14 protein-coding genes and 1 pseudogene are annotated in these 14682 nt (G+C 45.4%); 5 read left to right on the top strand and 10 right to left on the bottom strand.

All coding sequences use genetic code 11. The features are described 5' to 3' along the window. Both AZ66_RS19455 and AZ66_RS31515 read left to right on the top strand, forming a co-directional pair. Positions 1–397 (top strand): Na+/H+ antiporter NhaC family protein (locus AZ66_RS19455; protein ID WP_044356340.1); only part of this gene is annotated, 397 nt, incomplete at its 5' end. A gap of 540 nt (positions 398–937) precedes the next feature. Beyond that, positions 938–1105 (top strand): hypothetical protein, encoded by a 168-nt coding sequence (locus AZ66_RS31515; protein ID WP_156160027.1) that lies wholly within the window; start codon positions 938–940, stop codon positions 1103–1105. Positions 1106–1177: 72 nt separating this feature from the next. On the opposite strand, the gene AZ66_RS19450 is transcribed toward AZ66_RS31515, so the two are convergent. Continuing rightward, the gene (locus AZ66_RS19450; protein ID WP_021261828.1) at positions 1178–2050 is read right to left on the bottom strand and encodes an AraC family transcriptional regulator; all 873 of its coding nucleotides are present in this window, start codon (positions 2048–2050) and stop codon (positions 1178–1180) included. A gap of 178 nt (positions 2051–2228) precedes the next feature. Between AZ66_RS19450 and AZ66_RS19445 the strand changes: the two genes are divergently transcribed. Further along, entirely contained in the window at positions 2229–3527 is a 1299-nt protein-coding gene (locus tag AZ66_RS19445; protein ID WP_044356339.1) for an alpha-glucosidase/alpha-galactosidase, read from the top strand. A gap of 210 nt (positions 3528–3737) precedes the next feature. On the opposite strand, the gene AZ66_RS19440 is transcribed toward AZ66_RS19445, so the two are convergent. Further along, on the bottom strand, positions 3738–4460 hold the full coding sequence (locus tag AZ66_RS19440) for a TerC family protein (RefSeq protein ID WP_021261830.1): 723 nt from the start codon (positions 4458–4460) through the stop codon (positions 3738–3740). Between the two features lie 140 nt (positions 4461–4600). Further along, complete coding sequence (locus AZ66_RS31510; RefSeq protein ID WP_155987322.1) at positions 4601–4738, bottom strand: hypothetical protein; 138 nt, start codon at positions 4736–4738, stop codon at positions 4601–4603. 111 nt (positions 4739–4849) lie between these two features. Here AZ66_RS31510 and msrA point away from each other — a divergent pair, with 111 nt between their 5' ends. Next, a complete protein-coding gene (msrA, locus tag AZ66_RS19435; protein ID WP_082061658.1) occupies positions 4850–5836 on the top strand; it encodes a peptide-methionine (S)-S-oxide reductase MsrA in 987 nt (328 codons plus the stop codon). 61 nt (positions 5837–5897) lie between these two features. On the opposite strand, the gene AZ66_RS19430 is transcribed toward msrA, so the two are convergent. Next, positions 5898–6767 (bottom strand): protein phosphatase 2C domain-containing protein, encoded by an 870-nt coding sequence (locus tag AZ66_RS19430; RefSeq protein ID WP_044356338.1) that lies wholly within the window; start codon positions 6765–6767, stop codon positions 5898–5900. 29 nt (positions 6768–6796) lie between these two features. After that, the gene (locus AZ66_RS19425) at positions 6797–7372 is read right to left on the bottom strand and encodes a hypothetical protein (RefSeq protein WP_231586956.1); all 576 of its coding nucleotides are present in this window, start codon (positions 7370–7372) and stop codon (positions 6797–6799) included. A gap of 272 nt (positions 7373–7644) precedes the next feature. Here AZ66_RS19425 and AZ66_RS19420 point away from each other — a divergent pair, with 272 nt between their 5' ends. Continuing rightward, positions 7645–8493 (top strand): DegV family protein, encoded by an 849-nt coding sequence (locus AZ66_RS19420; RefSeq protein ID WP_044356337.1) that lies wholly within the window; start codon positions 7645–7647, stop codon positions 8491–8493. On the opposite strand, the gene AZ66_RS19415 is transcribed toward AZ66_RS19420, so the two are convergent. The 5 genes and pseudogenes from AZ66_RS19415 to AZ66_RS32865 form a co-directional block, all read right to left on the bottom strand. Continuing rightward, entirely contained in the window at positions 8438–9172 is a 735-nt protein-coding gene (locus AZ66_RS19415) for a hypothetical protein (RefSeq protein ID WP_044356336.1), read from the bottom strand. The genes AZ66_RS19420 and AZ66_RS19415 overlap by 56 nt on opposite strands. Before the next feature lie 62 nt (positions 9173–9234). Next, positions 9235–10992, bottom strand: coding sequence for a sensor histidine kinase (locus AZ66_RS19410; RefSeq protein WP_021261836.1), 1758 nt, complete (start codon positions 10990–10992; stop codon positions 9235–9237). A gap of 14 nt (positions 10993–11006) precedes the next feature. After that, on the bottom strand, positions 11007–12587 hold the full coding sequence (locus AZ66_RS19405) for a response regulator (RefSeq protein WP_044356335.1): 1581 nt from the start codon (positions 12585–12587) through the stop codon (positions 11007–11009). Between the two features lie 169 nt (positions 12588–12756). Next, positions 12757–14391 (bottom strand): extracellular solute-binding protein, encoded by a 1635-nt coding sequence (locus AZ66_RS19400; RefSeq protein WP_044356334.1) that lies wholly within the window; start codon positions 14389–14391, stop codon positions 12757–12759. A gap of 130 nt (positions 14392–14521) precedes the next feature. Further along, positions 14522–14682: pseudogene (locus AZ66_RS32865) on the bottom strand (carbohydrate ABC transporter permease); the annotation flags it as partial.

Below are 14682 nucleotides of genomic sequence, written 5' to 3'. Positions count from 1 at the left end.
TGCAGGCATTATTGAAACGATGTTCAATCGTCTGATTGCACCTGTGAAGACCAAGGAAGGACTTGTTGTCACAAGCGGACTTAGTTCAATCGGGGTGAATATGATTACAGGCGAACAATACATGTCGATTCTGATTCCGGGCCAATTGTTCGAATCCGAATATGATAAGCGTGGCATTCCACGACTCACCTTATCTCGTACATTGGAGGATTGCGGAACATTAGTGAATCCGCTTATTCCTTGGGGGGTCAGCGGTGCAATGATGACAAGCGCGCTTGGTCTTACCGTACTGGATTACATGCCATATGCTTTCTTCCTGTGGGTATCCCCACTGGTTACATTTGCTTTTGCACTATTGCCCGGGTTAAAACGAGTGACACTCGGTAATTCACAATAGCAACTTCAATGCAGGTCATCAGTCGCAACGAGATGATGACTAAGCGGTAGGATACAGAAGATCCTATTGCTTCTTCCAATCCAGTTATGATACTGTCTTCTTAACTAGTCATGGATCATAGAGAGGAAGGAGGGGATAAGATGCGCCTTATACATGCCCGTATGCCAAGGTATATATTGCTTGTACTTAGTGTGCTTGCTATCGTATGTGCAGCACTTACCCCTCTTGCTTCGAATGAAACGATGTTCATGCATCCTGATAAATCCGCATTTACGTATCCTGAGCATGTAAGCTCTGTAGTAGGCATTCATCAGGTTCAGTCTAGTAAGCAATTTTCCATGCCTTCGTGGTTCATCTTATTCATTCTCTATATCGCGATCGCCCTCTTGAGGAGCCGGCTGCCCAGTTACAGATTTGATACGCCGTATATGATTTTACTGCGCAGTCAATACTTGAGGCCTCTCAAATTCACTTCTAGGTTCGTGGCTCGTCCCCTCGCCTGTACAATCCAACAATCACTTACAGACGAGGAGAATAACAATGACGACAACGAACACGGAGAAACAAATGAAGAAAGAGAGCGGGCCTTCCAGCAAAGAGCAAGCATTGAAAACAGATATACAGGTTCTTAATCGTGATTTGAAGCATATGATATGGTTTATTATCCTGTCAGCGGTAGTCATTACCGCACTTTATTTTCTCATGTAACGAACTACAAGCATCCCACACAGCCTCTGCTGAATGGGATGCTTTTTTATGGATCCCATCACGAAAGCGTATTCAAAAATATAAACACCCTGACGGCTTGCCACTCTGCATCTCGGTTCGATGAGAGGAAGGAGAGTGTGAATACCATTTTTTATACAATTTCGAGAAATAAAGAGCATCTTCGTATCCGACAGCCGCAGCAATTTGCTCGATAGTTAACCTTGTCGTCATCAGCAATGTTTTGGCGCGCTCCATCCGGATGCGCAGCAAAAACTGCATAGGCGATTCCCCCATTTGTTTGCGGAACATCTTCGATAAATAGGTGCGGTGATAACCTAGCGTATGTGCAAGTTCGTCAATGGATATGGATTTATCAAACTGCAGCGACAGCCAGCGAGCCGCTTGTTCTACCTGACGTTCGATATCGGAGCGTTTATCATCGTTATTCGCATCAGAACCTTTGTCAGTAGTACGTGCATATTCAGCAAGAACAACACGCATATAGCCCTCAGCTTCCATGTCCCCAGCACTGCCCCCTATCTGAAGTGCTTTATATACATTCCGGAACAACGCTTCTACTCGATGAATGCGATAGCCTTGAACAATTGGTGCATGCGGCCCAATGCCTATTATCGCCAACAGCTGTTCGACACCGCTGCCGCGATATCCTATCCAGCGGTACTGCCAAGGATCTGCTTCATCAGCTACATAATGATGAAGCTCCCCCGGGAAGATGAAGAAGCTCTCTCCTGCCCCAACTTCATAGGCAACCCCTCTAATCGTAAATTTCCCTCTGCCAGACTGTACACAATGCACGATCCCATAATCATGGACACTAGGGCCTACGTGGTGCAGAGGTTCCGTGATCGATTGGCCGCAGAACAATACGGACAGTTCTCCCTTGGAAGGTGCTTCATTAATTGCGAGATTTGCTAGTTCTCCCATCCGGTTCCCTCCTAGACTGACAACAATCCTCCATATACACATTCGTTTTCCCCATACCAAGCCTTAATCGATTCAGATACATTAATTGTACAACAATCATTTCCAAGTTGCATCACACCATATCGATGTTCCCTTACATTTCATGACGGCAGCTTGGAACGAAAGGATGATAAGGCGTATGAGTAAAATTACATTTCTCGGAGCAGGAAGCACCGTATTTGCCAAAAATGTATTAGGAGATTGCATGCTCACTCCATCTCTGCAAGGATTCGAACTTGCCTTGTTCGATATTGACAACGAACGTCTTCGTGATTCCGAGAGCATGTTGACCAATATGCTCTCTACGACTGGAAGCACTTGCAGCGTTGTGGCCTACACGGATCGCAAGGAAGCACTGCGCGGCGCAAAATATGTAGTGAATGCGATTCAAGTTGGCGGGTACGATCCATGCACAATAACAGACTTCGAAATTCCGAAGAAGTATGGCCTTCGTCAAACCATTGCGGATACACTCGGAATCGGAGGTATCTTCCGTAATCTGAGAACAATCCCTGTCATGCTTGATTTCGCCAAAGATATGCAGGAAGTATGCCCAGATGCTTGGTTCCTGAACTATACAAATCCAATGGCCGTGTTGACCAATGTGATGAACACATACGGCGGGATCAAAACAGTAGGACTCTGTCATAGTGTTCAAGTATGCGTACCTTGGTTGTTCCATGATCTTGGCATCGACAGTGAAGGTGTAAGTGCGAAGATTGCAGGCATTAATCATATGGCGTGGCTCCTCGAGGTAACTCGCAATGGCGAGGACTTATATCCAGAAATTAAACGCCTTGCCTTGGAGAAACAAAAGACAAAGCACACCGACATGGTGCGTTATGAACTTATGTTCAAATTCGGCTATTACGTGACGGAATCCTCGGAACATAACGCTGAATACCATCCATATTTCATTAAGAAACAATATCCAGAACTGATCGAGAAGTATAACATTCCACTTGATGAATACCCTCGACGCTGCATCAACCAAATTGAAGGTTGGAAAAACATGCGTGAACAGCTCGTCAATAACCAACATATTGAGCACCACCGTACCCATGAATATGCCTCATATATTTTCGATGCTATGGAAACAGGAACACCATTCAAACTAGGTGGCAACGTTATGAATACGGGACTTATCACCAATTTGCCGCGCAATGCATGTGTTGAGGTTCCATGCTTCGTTGATCGCAGCGGAGTTACGCCTACCTATGTTGGCGATCTGCCGCCACAACTTGCAGCGTTGAACCTCACGAATATCAATACTCAGCTTCTTACGATAGAAGCGGCCATGACAGGGAAGAAGGAGCACATCTACCACGCGGCCATGCTCGATCCGCATACAGCAGCAGAACTAAGCCTGGATGATATCGTATCCTTATGCGATGATCTGATCGAGGCTCACGGAGATTGGCTTCCGAAGTTCGAATAAGAAAGAAGGGGCTGCCTCAAAAGTTAATTTTGGATGTTGAATGTTGAAGCCCCACATAGGCATGAATATGCATGCAAAAAGACGCTTCCATCCCCATAAATACAGTGGAGTTGGAAGCGTCTCTGCACGTCTTATGGGACTGACTCACTTGTAGCTACCCTATTGAGGCAGCCCCTTTTCTATTTGATGCTATATCTTGATGACCGTACATTATTCCCCTTGTGCACGTTTATGCTCTTGTGATGCCTGCGCTGCTTTCTTGGCCTGCTGGCTTCGTTTAATGGACAGTCCAACTGCCACGACAACGATCACCAGTGCGATCTCAAATCCATACTTGATGAATGGATTCGAGAAGAGTCCGGCTAGCGAATCGAACTTCATGAACTCACTGACGAACATTTTCGCCGCTGTCCACGCGAGCACCGCTGATCCGATGGTGATAATGATTGGGTAGCGCTCGATAAATTTCAGCACAATCGTGCTTCCCCATACGACAATAGGAACGGAAATTGCAAGTCCCAGTACGACAAGCAATCCATGTCCATTCGCCGCACCCGCTACCGCAAGTACATTATCAAGCCCCATCGCCGCGTCTGCAATAATAATCGTTCGAACTGCCGCCCAAAAGCTGCCTCCCGCCTGCACATTATGATCTTTCTCTTCGACCATGAGCTTGATCGCAATCCATATGAGCACGGCTCCGCCAATCACGAGTAGGAACGGAATTTTGAGCAGCCATACAACCCCTAAAGTGGCAAGTGCTCGAATGATTACTGCTCCGATCGTACCGAAGATGATGACTTTCTTCTGATCTTGCTTCGGTAGGTTGCGAGCCGCTAGACCGATAACAATGGCGTTATCTCCTGCTAACACCAAGTCAATGACGACAATGGACAGCAGTGTGGTCCAGAACTCTAATGAAAATAGCTCCATTGATAGTTCCCCCTTGACGTTAGTATGTATAAATACTGTAAAAAACATGAACGCCGCTACCACGATCGTGGTAACGGCGTTCCGATCAGAAAGAGACCTTCACCAACGCAACCATCGTGGCAAAGGTCTCGCAAACAACGTTATACGTTGCCAGTAGCGCCGAGGATGCGCGTTGTGGCGTATCCCGTAATGACGACGGTTACTGTGCTAGCTACTCCCCTTTGGAGTATTCGTTTTTTCAGTGAACTAATCATAACACCGGTAATCGAATTGTTCAACCATCATTTCTCTCTATTTTCTCGCTCTATTACAGATCTGGCGTTGTTCGAATGATAACAATTGGGTATGATGAAGATATACGTATTTAATCATAAGGAGGCTTCCCCATCGTGAGCAAAGAACAATCCAATCATCATCCTTCACTTGAAAAAGCAACCTTTGCCGGTGGCTGCTTCTGGTGTATGGTCACGCCGTTCGAAGAGCTTCCTGGCATCCATTCGATTGTGTCTGGCTATACAGGAGGACACACTGACAATCCTACATACGAAGAAGTATGCTCTGAGACAACCGGGCATGCCGAAGCCGTCCAAATTACATTCAACCCTGCCCTATTCCCTTATAAGAAGCTGCTCGAGCTATTCTGGCAGCAAATTGATCCTACAGATGAAGGCGGACAGTTCCATGATCGCGGTTCGTCTTATCGAACAGCTATCTTCTATCACAATGAGGAACAACTTCAGCTTGCACTGCAATCCAAGCAAGAATTGGAGCAGAGCGGTAGATTCGATAAACCAATCGCTACTGAGATAGTTCCCGCTGGCACGTTCTACCCAGCAGAAGAGCATCATCAAAACTATCATCAGAAGAATCCAGCCCACTACAAGCGCTATCGCTCCGCATCGGGCAGAGATGCCTACATCGTGAACCATTGGGGAGTCTCCGATGAAGAGCGTGCAGCCCTTCAAGGGAAGCTGACGCCAATCCAGTATCGGGTAACCCAGCAGAATGGCACAGAGCCCCCTTTTTCCAATGAATACTGGAACCACGAAGCAGAAGGAATCTATGTGGATATCGTATCTGGTGAGCCGCTCTTCAGTTCGTTGGACAAGTTCGATGCTGGCTGCGGCTGGCCAAGCTTCTCGAAGCCGCTTCATTCCAATCATGTGGAGAATAAGTTGGATACTACTCACGGCATGGTTCGTGTGGAAGTAAGGAGCAAACTGGCTGACTCCCATTTGGGACATGTATTCGATGATGGCCCTACCCCAACTGGTCTTCGTTATTGCATTAACTCTGCAGCCCTGCGGTTCATTCCAAAAGAAAAGCTGGAGGAAGAGGGTTATGAGGAATTCGCATCCCTATTCTCCTCCAAATAGGATTCTCTAGTACGAAGGCCCAAATGAGAAACGACTTAATCGTTCTCATTTGGGCCTATATTTAGATTCGCTCAATTGATAACAAAATACCGCTCTTGTCGTCGCACATTTTGAATCGAGGTATCTGATTGCAGTAGGGATCCATTCGTTCATGCGCCTCCAAGGCGGCGGCACATTGCTCCATCCCAGTAGTAATGATGTATTGGAACCACCGCTCCATACTGCTCTGTTCTTCATCTACACGCCAAGGGTAAATGCCATCCGATACAAGCAGAATATGCGTAACTCCCTGGAGTGGGAGAGCCCCATATTCTATGCGATGCTGCACGGCCTCATCCCCATTAAGGACGCTGTAACCGAACTCTGTATTCGCACGGGAACGATTCTGCCTCAGCAGCTGCCGAATCTCTTCTGGCTGCCTATGCTCTATCCAATCCTCCTCATGCTCCATCCACGCTGACAAGGCTCGCTCATCGAAGGGAGCAACTCGGTCATAAGTTACAGCTCGAACCTCCCCGGATTCATATAGCGCGTATATCATGCAATCGCCCGTCTGCGTCCAATACGCATAATACTCATCAAGCCACACAGCGGCATGAACCGCACCGAACCTTCGTCCTGTATCCTGTGGAGCGATGCCGTATTGGCGAATCGTATTATCCAATTTGCGATTTGCATCCATGAGTCGAGCACGCATCACATCAAGTGGAGAATCGATAGCTGCTGTAGTAGTGATAGATTCCAGACCACGAGCAATACTTAAGGCAGCCATCTCTCCCGCTGTATGCCCTTCCTCATCTGTAATCGGCTCCAATCCAGATACACCATCGATGACCGCATATAGCTGCTGTTCGGGAAGTGCAATCATCCGGTCTTCATTTCGTCTGCCCTGCCCCTGTCTCGTTGCTGCATCACAATGAATTCGAATCACTGCTGTTCCCCCTTCAATCGTTCTTACGCTCAGCTACTTGACTTCTGCACCATCTTCGCAGCTTGGCCGAACAATCCCATTAACATGAACACAACGATAATATATAGCAAGAACATCGGCGCCGCCATAGCGGAGAATACCATCGGTGATGCAAACGCGAATCCGAGCATACTTAATGAACAAGCGAGTGCAACTGTAAAATAGATGGATCGTCTACGGGCCATATTTGCAATGTAGCCCCAGTCACGGCGCAGTGCATATTCGCGCAAACCACTACACATGAAGGTTACTAGTGTGATGTTCAACCCCGTCTCTGCTATACTGCGAAACACTCCAATCCATGCTCTCGCATCCGCACTGACTCCGCCTAGCAGCATCGGCTGCAGCAGCTCATACACCGCTAGAACGATCAGCGGGATGCATACTCGCTTCGCTACCAAGAAGCGATCAGATACGGATATCAATTGTGTTACACCGCTAAATACCAAGGCAAAGCCTACGATATCCGGCAGAAGATCAACGCCCCACGGCGCGTAATCAATAAAAAATAACAAACCCCATTGAATTCGTCTAAATGCCTTTGCTTCCATATTCATCTTGTTCATCTTTGATGTCTGCATGTCCTTTCCGTATGTACTTCCACAAGCAAGCTGTACCCGATTATGAAACAGTTCAGCATGCTGTTATCTTGCTTCAGTATAACGTGACGTCTTAAGCAAACGCAATCTCGCGTCCTATTTGGAATATTTTTTCAGCCTATTCACTCAATTCGGATTATGTAAGTCCATTCCTTTTGCAGTATAATGATTAAATGTCTAGTTGAGTAACATTTCCTTATAGCCTAATAGTAGCTACATACCTTTCAGGAGGAAGCATAATGAATCACATTAAAATATTTTCGGACAGCACATGCGATTTGCCGAAATCACTACTTGAACGTTATGAAGTTGGCATTATCCCTTTATATGTTACTTTCGGTGACGACGCTTATCGTGATGGAGTGGATATGACCCCTCCGGAATTGTACCAGCAAGTTGATGCATGCGGTAAGCTGCCGAAGACATCTTCGCCATCTCCAGCTGATTTTGTAAAGGCATTTGAGCCATTTGTGAACGAAGGCCGTAAAATTCTGTATATCGGGTTGTCTTCCCACTTATCGTCCACCATTCAGAATGCCATTATTGCCGGGGATATGCTCGGAGAAGGCTCTGTAACTGTCATCGATTCCTTGAATTTGTCCACCGGTATCGGGATTCAAGTTCTCAAGGCAGCAATAGCGCTGGAATCAGGCATATCTCTGGAAGAGACGGTAAAGCTTGTTGAGGACGTTCGCGGCAAAATGGAAACCGAGTTCATCATCGATACACTTGATTATCTATATAAGGGCGGACGCTGCAACAGTCTGCAGAACTTGATTGGCAGCCTGCTTCGCATTCGTCCTGTCATTAAAGTTGTAGATGGAAAAATGATTGCGGCCAATAAAATTCGCGGCAAACGCGAGAAGGCACTTGAGCAGTTGAAGCAAAATGCACTGGATCATGTAGATGAGATGGACAAGGATATCGTATTCGTCACTCATTCCTTATCGCCTGAAGATGCCAAAATGATTCAGGCAGAATTGCAAGAGAAGACGGGCGCAAAACATGTGATCCTGTCGGATTGTGGTTGCGTCATCTCCAGCCACTGTGGACCGAACACAATTGGAATCGTATACGCGCGTAAATAAACATACATCGGCTGACCTCGCCACTAGAGCAAGGTTCAGCCGATGTATTTATGTAGAGAACTAACCGTATTTTATTCCATTGAACGAGTAAAAAACGAGCAATCCCACCCGCCCCCGCTGCAAGGCAAATCCCAAGAAGCATCTGTACAATCACTTCTATGAACTTGGCGCTGTCATCCGTCCAAGCCCGCTCTGCAAATAAAGCCACTTCTTGATTCGAGAGCATAATCAATAGCTTGATAAATTCCGGGATGCTGTTTACGAGAAGCATAATACCAGCAATACCTAGTCCGATATGAAGGGTGGTGCGAAGCACCGGGTTCGCAGAATGCGTCTGGCTGCGCATCGGAAGCACACTTTCCTCGCCGCTACTAGATACGTCTGCATCTTGTGTCTTCACTAAAGTCACATCACGTAGTTTAGACGGTGCTAGCACCTTCGATAATGAACCTGCCGTGCACCATAGGATGATTCCTCCAATAAGCGGAACAAGGACAGGGAGGAGCAGTATGACGAAATTGGTGTATACAATATTTTCACTTCCAACCTCCATATGAATCATCGAGGAGATCATATTTACCAGCGCAGCTGCAATCTTCGCCAACTCTAAGAAGGCGGTCACGATCCAATAGAGAGCGCCCAGCCGAACAGCCAAAAAGGCCAATGATCGAGCATTCAATTGATTTTCCTCCATTTCTGAGCATGGATTCATAATCATCTATTATACAGGATGTCTGGCGCTTATTGGGAAGTTATTTGCCATGATACCTCTGCTGGTATACGTATGGATACAGATGTACCAATGCCAAGTCCGCTCACAATTGTAACTCCATACTCTGCTCCGTAGTGCAGTTTAATACGTTGATCTACATTTCGAATGCCATAGCCTGTATTCACATGGTCTCTTCCATCAAAAATATCATGGATTCGCTGAGCGGTCATACCTACCCCATCATCGATGATCCGGAACAGCAGGTCATCCCCATCCTTCTTTGCTACAATTCGAATGAAGATTCGATCTCCACACCAAGCATGTTCCAATACATTTTCAATAAATGGCTGTACAATCAGCTTTACCGTACTATACGGCCATACAGATGGGTCAATATCGAACATAACACTAATCCGATCGCCATATTTAATTTTCTGAATATCTACGTAAGCCTGTGCCTGCTCCAACTCATTATGTACCGGTATCATCAGCTTGCCGTTGTTAAGCGCAAGTCGATAGAACTTCGCCAGTCCTAATACCATCTGCTGCAGCTTCTCATTCTCCCCGAACTTCGCTAGACGATTAATGGAGGACAACGTGTTATACAGGAAATGAGGATTGATTTGCGATTGTAGCATCTCCAATTCCGCTTCCTTCTTCTGCAGCTGTGTCAAATATACTTCCTTAATTAGGGCCTCAACATTTTCGCCCATATTATTCAATGCAGTAGCAATTTGAGAAAATTCATCCTTGCCCCGATAGGAAATTCGTTTGTGCAGATCGCCTTCCCGGAAAGCATTGAGCACTGACACGAACTTCGTTATCCTAACCGAGAAATATCTCGAGATGAATACCCCTGCGAATGACAACACAATAAAGCAAATCAAGCAAATAAAAATAACAAACAATCGAACCTTCATCGAATCTTCCTGTATGATGGAGAGAGGCACATGAGCGACCAGCTTCCAAGATTGCTTCCCTACCGTCTCTTGGATCGTCAAATAGTTGCTCTGCGTATCCGCTTCATTGGCAGGCAACTTGCCAGACTGATAGATGCTTCTCCCCTGTTCATCCACTAGGTAGATTACGCTGTCATTTCCAATCTTCGAATAATTAATACTATCGAACAGCTCCGAGATCGCAACATTAATGCGCAAAAATCCAACTTCTTGCAGCTTCAGAGGGTTATTGGTGTCCACTAGCCGACGCAGCAGAGATATCCGACTGTTCTCCGCATCGCGCTCAATTTGGCTCCACTTCATTGTGACGCTGTACTTCTCGGGTGGAAAGCTCTTATACCAATCCTTATCTCTAATTCGATTCAAATGATAAATTTCGTAGGGCCAGTTATAATCCGTTGGATTCTCTTTCCCAAAGGTACTGTGATGGATCTCATTTATTGATTCATTACGAAAAAAAACAGAAACCCACAGTTTCATTCCAGTTGACGAAGATGCTGCTTCTATCTTAGGAATAACATACTTCGTAATGCGATCATAATTTTCCCAGCCTTCTTCATAGCTGCGTAAATATCGATACAGCTCATAATCGCCATACAAAATAGAAGATATGCGGATTACATCCTTCATCTTATATTCAATATTATCGCGAATCTGCAGCAGTGTTCCTTGTATATTGTTCCGAGTATGCTTGCGAATCGATTGATCATACATGGAATGGGAGACAAGTCCTATGACTAATACAGGAACAATGATGAAAACCATATAAGTCAGCATGAGTTTGTAGCCAATCGGCAAATAGCGGAACTTCGGTCGCTGTTCGTTCATTGACTTCTCCCCTATCATGTTTCCCGCTTGCGATACTCCATCGGAGTCATGCCGTATGCTTCCTTGAATTGTCTGCTAAAATAGGGAAGGTATCGATAGCCTACCTGATTAGCAATTTCATAGATTTTGATGGAGCTCTCATGCAGCAGCTCGCGAGCCCGCTCCATACGAAGCTGTATAAGTACTTCACTGAACGACTTCCCAGTCTCCTCCTTGAACATGTATCCCAAGTAGTTCGGTGAGAATGAGAATTGATGCGCCACGTCCTTCAGTGTAATGTTCTCGCTCATTTTATCCTTCATCACTTGAATCATTTCTCGAATGAGCCGATTATTCTTGGAGGTAGATTTGCTGCGCAAATATTCAGATATCTCAAATGTCTTCCTGACGAGCCAGGAGCGAATATCGCTCACCGTATCAAATTGCAGCAGAATATCCAAGTTATGCAGCTCCATACCCAATATATCGAACAGATTCTCATCCTTTGTCTTCAATTGCTCATCCAACTTCCATATGATGAACATCGCAAGATTATGTACGGTAAACTTAGAACGAAGCATGCTCACAGATTCGAACAGCCTCTCTATCTCATCGTAAATACAAACCAGTTCATATTCTATCAAAGCGTGAAATAGTGCCTCCATACGTTGTTCCAATGTACGCGCATCCATCATTTCGGGCTTCAAACTCACCGCTTCATAGCGGATAAGCCTCCCTTTGCCAATAAACATTTTGCCATCAACCGCTTTAGTTGCCTGTTGGAACGAGAGATAGAGCTGTTCCAATCCATTTACTGGTTCCCCAACCCCAACTGTCATCGTCACGGAGAACTGAGCCTCAATCACCTTATATAAATCATCAATGAAAGGGTCTAAATACTGATCATGAATCAGCACCATCATCCGATGAGGCGTCAACTTGCAGCAATGTGGCATATGATGCTTCAATCCAACCTCATTGACCGCATACAGGAATTCCTTCGTTGTAACCTCTTGTGACAAGCTCGTATGCTCTTGCGTCCAGGTCATATAGTCAAGCTCCATAACAGCAACTCGGACAGGCCAATTCAGTTTGTCAAGCCCATAAGAGGCAACTAGCTTCATCATTCCATCCTGCTGCTCACTTCTCCACTGCCCGTCAACCAACCGCAACAGCAAATCATTCTTCGCCATCGGAATCATATGCTGATAGGCTTCCTCCACATCACGACGCTTCCGGTCATCATCAAGATCCTGCTTCACCTTCTCGAGTGCAGCGATAAGCTCATCATCATTCATCGGCTTGAGTACATAGCTGTAGGCCTTCAAAGATAATGCCTGTTTCACATAACTGAAATCTTGGTGACCGCTTACAAAAATAATTCGAATATTGGAATTTACCTCAATCGCCCTGCGGGCCAGCTCCAACCCGGACATATTCGGCATATTTACATCACTGACGATAATATCGATAGGCGTACTATCTATAATATGACAAGCCTCAAAGGCGTTATTTACCGCTGCTGCAACTTCTAACCCAAGCTCTTCCCAAGGAATGAATTGCTTCATTCCTTCCAGATCAAGCATCTCGTCATCAACTAACAACACGTTATACATGAATGAGGCCCCCCAAACGATGCAGTCAATACAATTCTCGTTCCAGCATTTCCCTAAACAAAGTATAACAAGTTCAACTATCATTTGAACAGTCAGATGATTTCAAAATAAAAGATTTGATCAAAAGAACGAAGACCCGCTGGCAGACAGCGAGCCTTCGTTCCGTAGATTATTTACCCATTGCTTTCTTATTCTCCGTCCAAACTTTTGTAACATGGTCAAGGAACTTCTGATAACCAACCTTCATGGAATCATCATGTGCTTTATCCAGAATTTGCAGTGCTTCTTCATCGGATTTCGCGTACATGGATTTTGCTCTAGCTGTCAACCAAATATCTCTAACACTTTGTCTAGCAATCCCCTCTTCACTATCTGGAGTCGGCTCCCAGCCGAGGAACTCCGTGAAGTCACCTTGCGAAGCCCATGTTACTTCCATTTGCCAGCGGTTGCTGAAATCAATTTTATCTGCTGGTACAGTAGACAACATTTGCTTTTTCGTATTATCCATGAACATTGTATTGCCCACCCATACCAAGTCGCCAGCTTTACCATTTATTTCAGAAAGCGTCTTCGGATCATTCATGTATTTATCTTTATTAAATTTTGGAGTCATGCCATCAGCTTCAAATCCATCCCAATACCCATCAGCTCCTGGAGGTCCCCAGTTCAGCACCATGCTGCCTTCAGGTCCTGTCATCCAGTCAAGCATCGCGAATATGGCCTCTGGATTTTTCGCATTTGTTGTAATCGCAGCTACGTTCCATCCAAGCTGGTTATATGTTCCTGGATAGATTTTGCTAGCATCCAGACCTTGTTTTACAATCGGTTTAATAAACATATAGCCGTCTTCCGGATCCTTCTTCTTCAATTCCTCATCTGCTACAGCAAGCATCTTCATCGGATCGAAAGTTGCAATAACGGCAAACTTACCATTCATCGCTTTTTCTCTTACTTGGTCTTCTGTTTGCGTATTCGCATCTTGCGTCATCAGCTTCTCACGCATCAGCTTCGCCGTATATACTACGGATTCACGGAAGCCTGGATCTTTATAGATGGAGACCATTTTATCACCATCTGGAACAGCAAAGAATCGGGTAAGGGACAAGTTGTTTTCTTTAAAGGAAGAGAAGATTTGGTCAATACCGTGACCGTCTTTAGCCAATCCCGTTTCAAATGGAGTGACATCTGGGTACTTCTTATGCACAGCTTGCAAGTATGCATACAAGTCGTCAGTCGTCTCCAATTTTGGAGAGCCCAGAGCTTTATAGATTTTTTTGTTGATAGCATAACCTGCGTTCCCGTTCGGCTGTTGTGTATAATAGTTCGGTACCTGATAGATCTTGCCATCAGGCGAACGGAGCAATGCCTTGTGATTTTCAGTCAAATACTTCTTGAAATTCGGGTACTTGTCAATATACTCATCTAATGGTACGAGCATACCAGCCTCACGAAGACGTTCAATATCGGGCCCTCTGTCAGTCCAGATAATATCAGGAAGCTCATTGCCCGCAATCATCGTTTGCAGCTTCTGTGCATTGTTACCACCTGAACTGATTCCATTGACCGTAATTTTCAAGTTGTCTTGTATCCACTTCGAAGCAGGATCCTTACCCCATTTCGGCAGCTGGTACCAACCATAGTTGCCATAGAACGATACTTCAAGTGGTTCCTTGCCCAATTCGTACAGGTCACTCTTCGGAGTTTCACTTGATTCTTGTCCCGTGTCGCCTTGCTTCACAGGTTCATTCTCTGGTGGAGCACTTGTCTTCCCACTGCCGCATCCTACTAACAGAGTGAATACCATAAAAACAGACAACACACTCAGCAGAAGATTTTTTTGTTCTTCACGGCTTTTTCCCCTTTCGTTCTTGTAATCTATGTTTAAAGCAAGGTTGCTCTAAACGCATCCAAATGTCCAGCAGATCAAACAATCGCTACTCTTTCAACGAGCCAATCAACACACCTTTCACAAAGAAACGCTGCAAGAACGGGTACACACATACAATTGGAAGCGTTGCTACCATAATAGTCGCCATCGTCAATGCCTTAGAGGTTATTTCTTGGCAGCATTGATGTGCACAAGCGCACTCGTATC

The organism is Paenibacillus sp. E194 (assembly GCF_000935845.1).
Taxonomy (GTDB): Bacteria; Bacillota; Bacilli; order Paenibacillales; family Paenibacillaceae; genus Paenibacillus_B; species Paenibacillus_B alvei_B.
This window is presented reverse-complemented; position numbering and strand designations above follow the sequence as displayed.

Excerpts from the sequence above, each read along its gene's own strand:
- AZ66_RS19440 (WP_021261830.1), bottom strand. The coding sequence starts at position 4,460 with ATGGAGCTATTTTCATTAGAGTTCTGGACCACACTGCTGTCCATTGTC.
- AZ66_RS19400 (WP_044356334.1), bottom strand. The coding sequence starts at position 14,391 with ATGGTATTCACTCTGTTAGTAGGATGCGGCAGTGGGAAGACAAGTGCT.
- AZ66_RS19420 (WP_044356337.1), top strand. The coding sequence starts at position 7,645 with ATGAATCACATTAAAATATTTTCGGACAGCACATGCGATTTGCCGAAA.
- AZ66_RS31515 (WP_156160027.1), top strand. The coding sequence starts at position 938 with ATGACGACAACGAACACGGAGAAACAAATGAAGAAAGAGAGCGGGCCT.
- AZ66_RS19405 (WP_044356335.1), bottom strand. The coding sequence starts at position 12,587 with ATGTATAACGTGTTGTTAGTTGATGACGAGATGCTTGATCTGGAAGGA.
- AZ66_RS19445 (WP_044356339.1), top strand. The coding sequence starts at position 2,229 with ATGAGTAAAATTACATTTCTCGGAGCAGGAAGCACCGTATTTGCCAAA.
- AZ66_RS19425 (WP_231586956.1), bottom strand. The coding sequence starts at position 7,372 with ATGAACAAGATGAATATGGAAGCAAAGGCATTTAGACGAATTCAATGG.
- AZ66_RS19450 (WP_021261828.1), bottom strand. The coding sequence starts at position 2,050 with ATGGGAGAACTAGCAAATCTCGCAATTAATGAAGCACCTTCCAAGGGA.
- AZ66_RS19410 (WP_021261836.1), bottom strand. The coding sequence starts at position 10,992 with ATGAACGAACAGCGACCGAAGTTCCGCTATTTGCCGATTGGCTACAAA.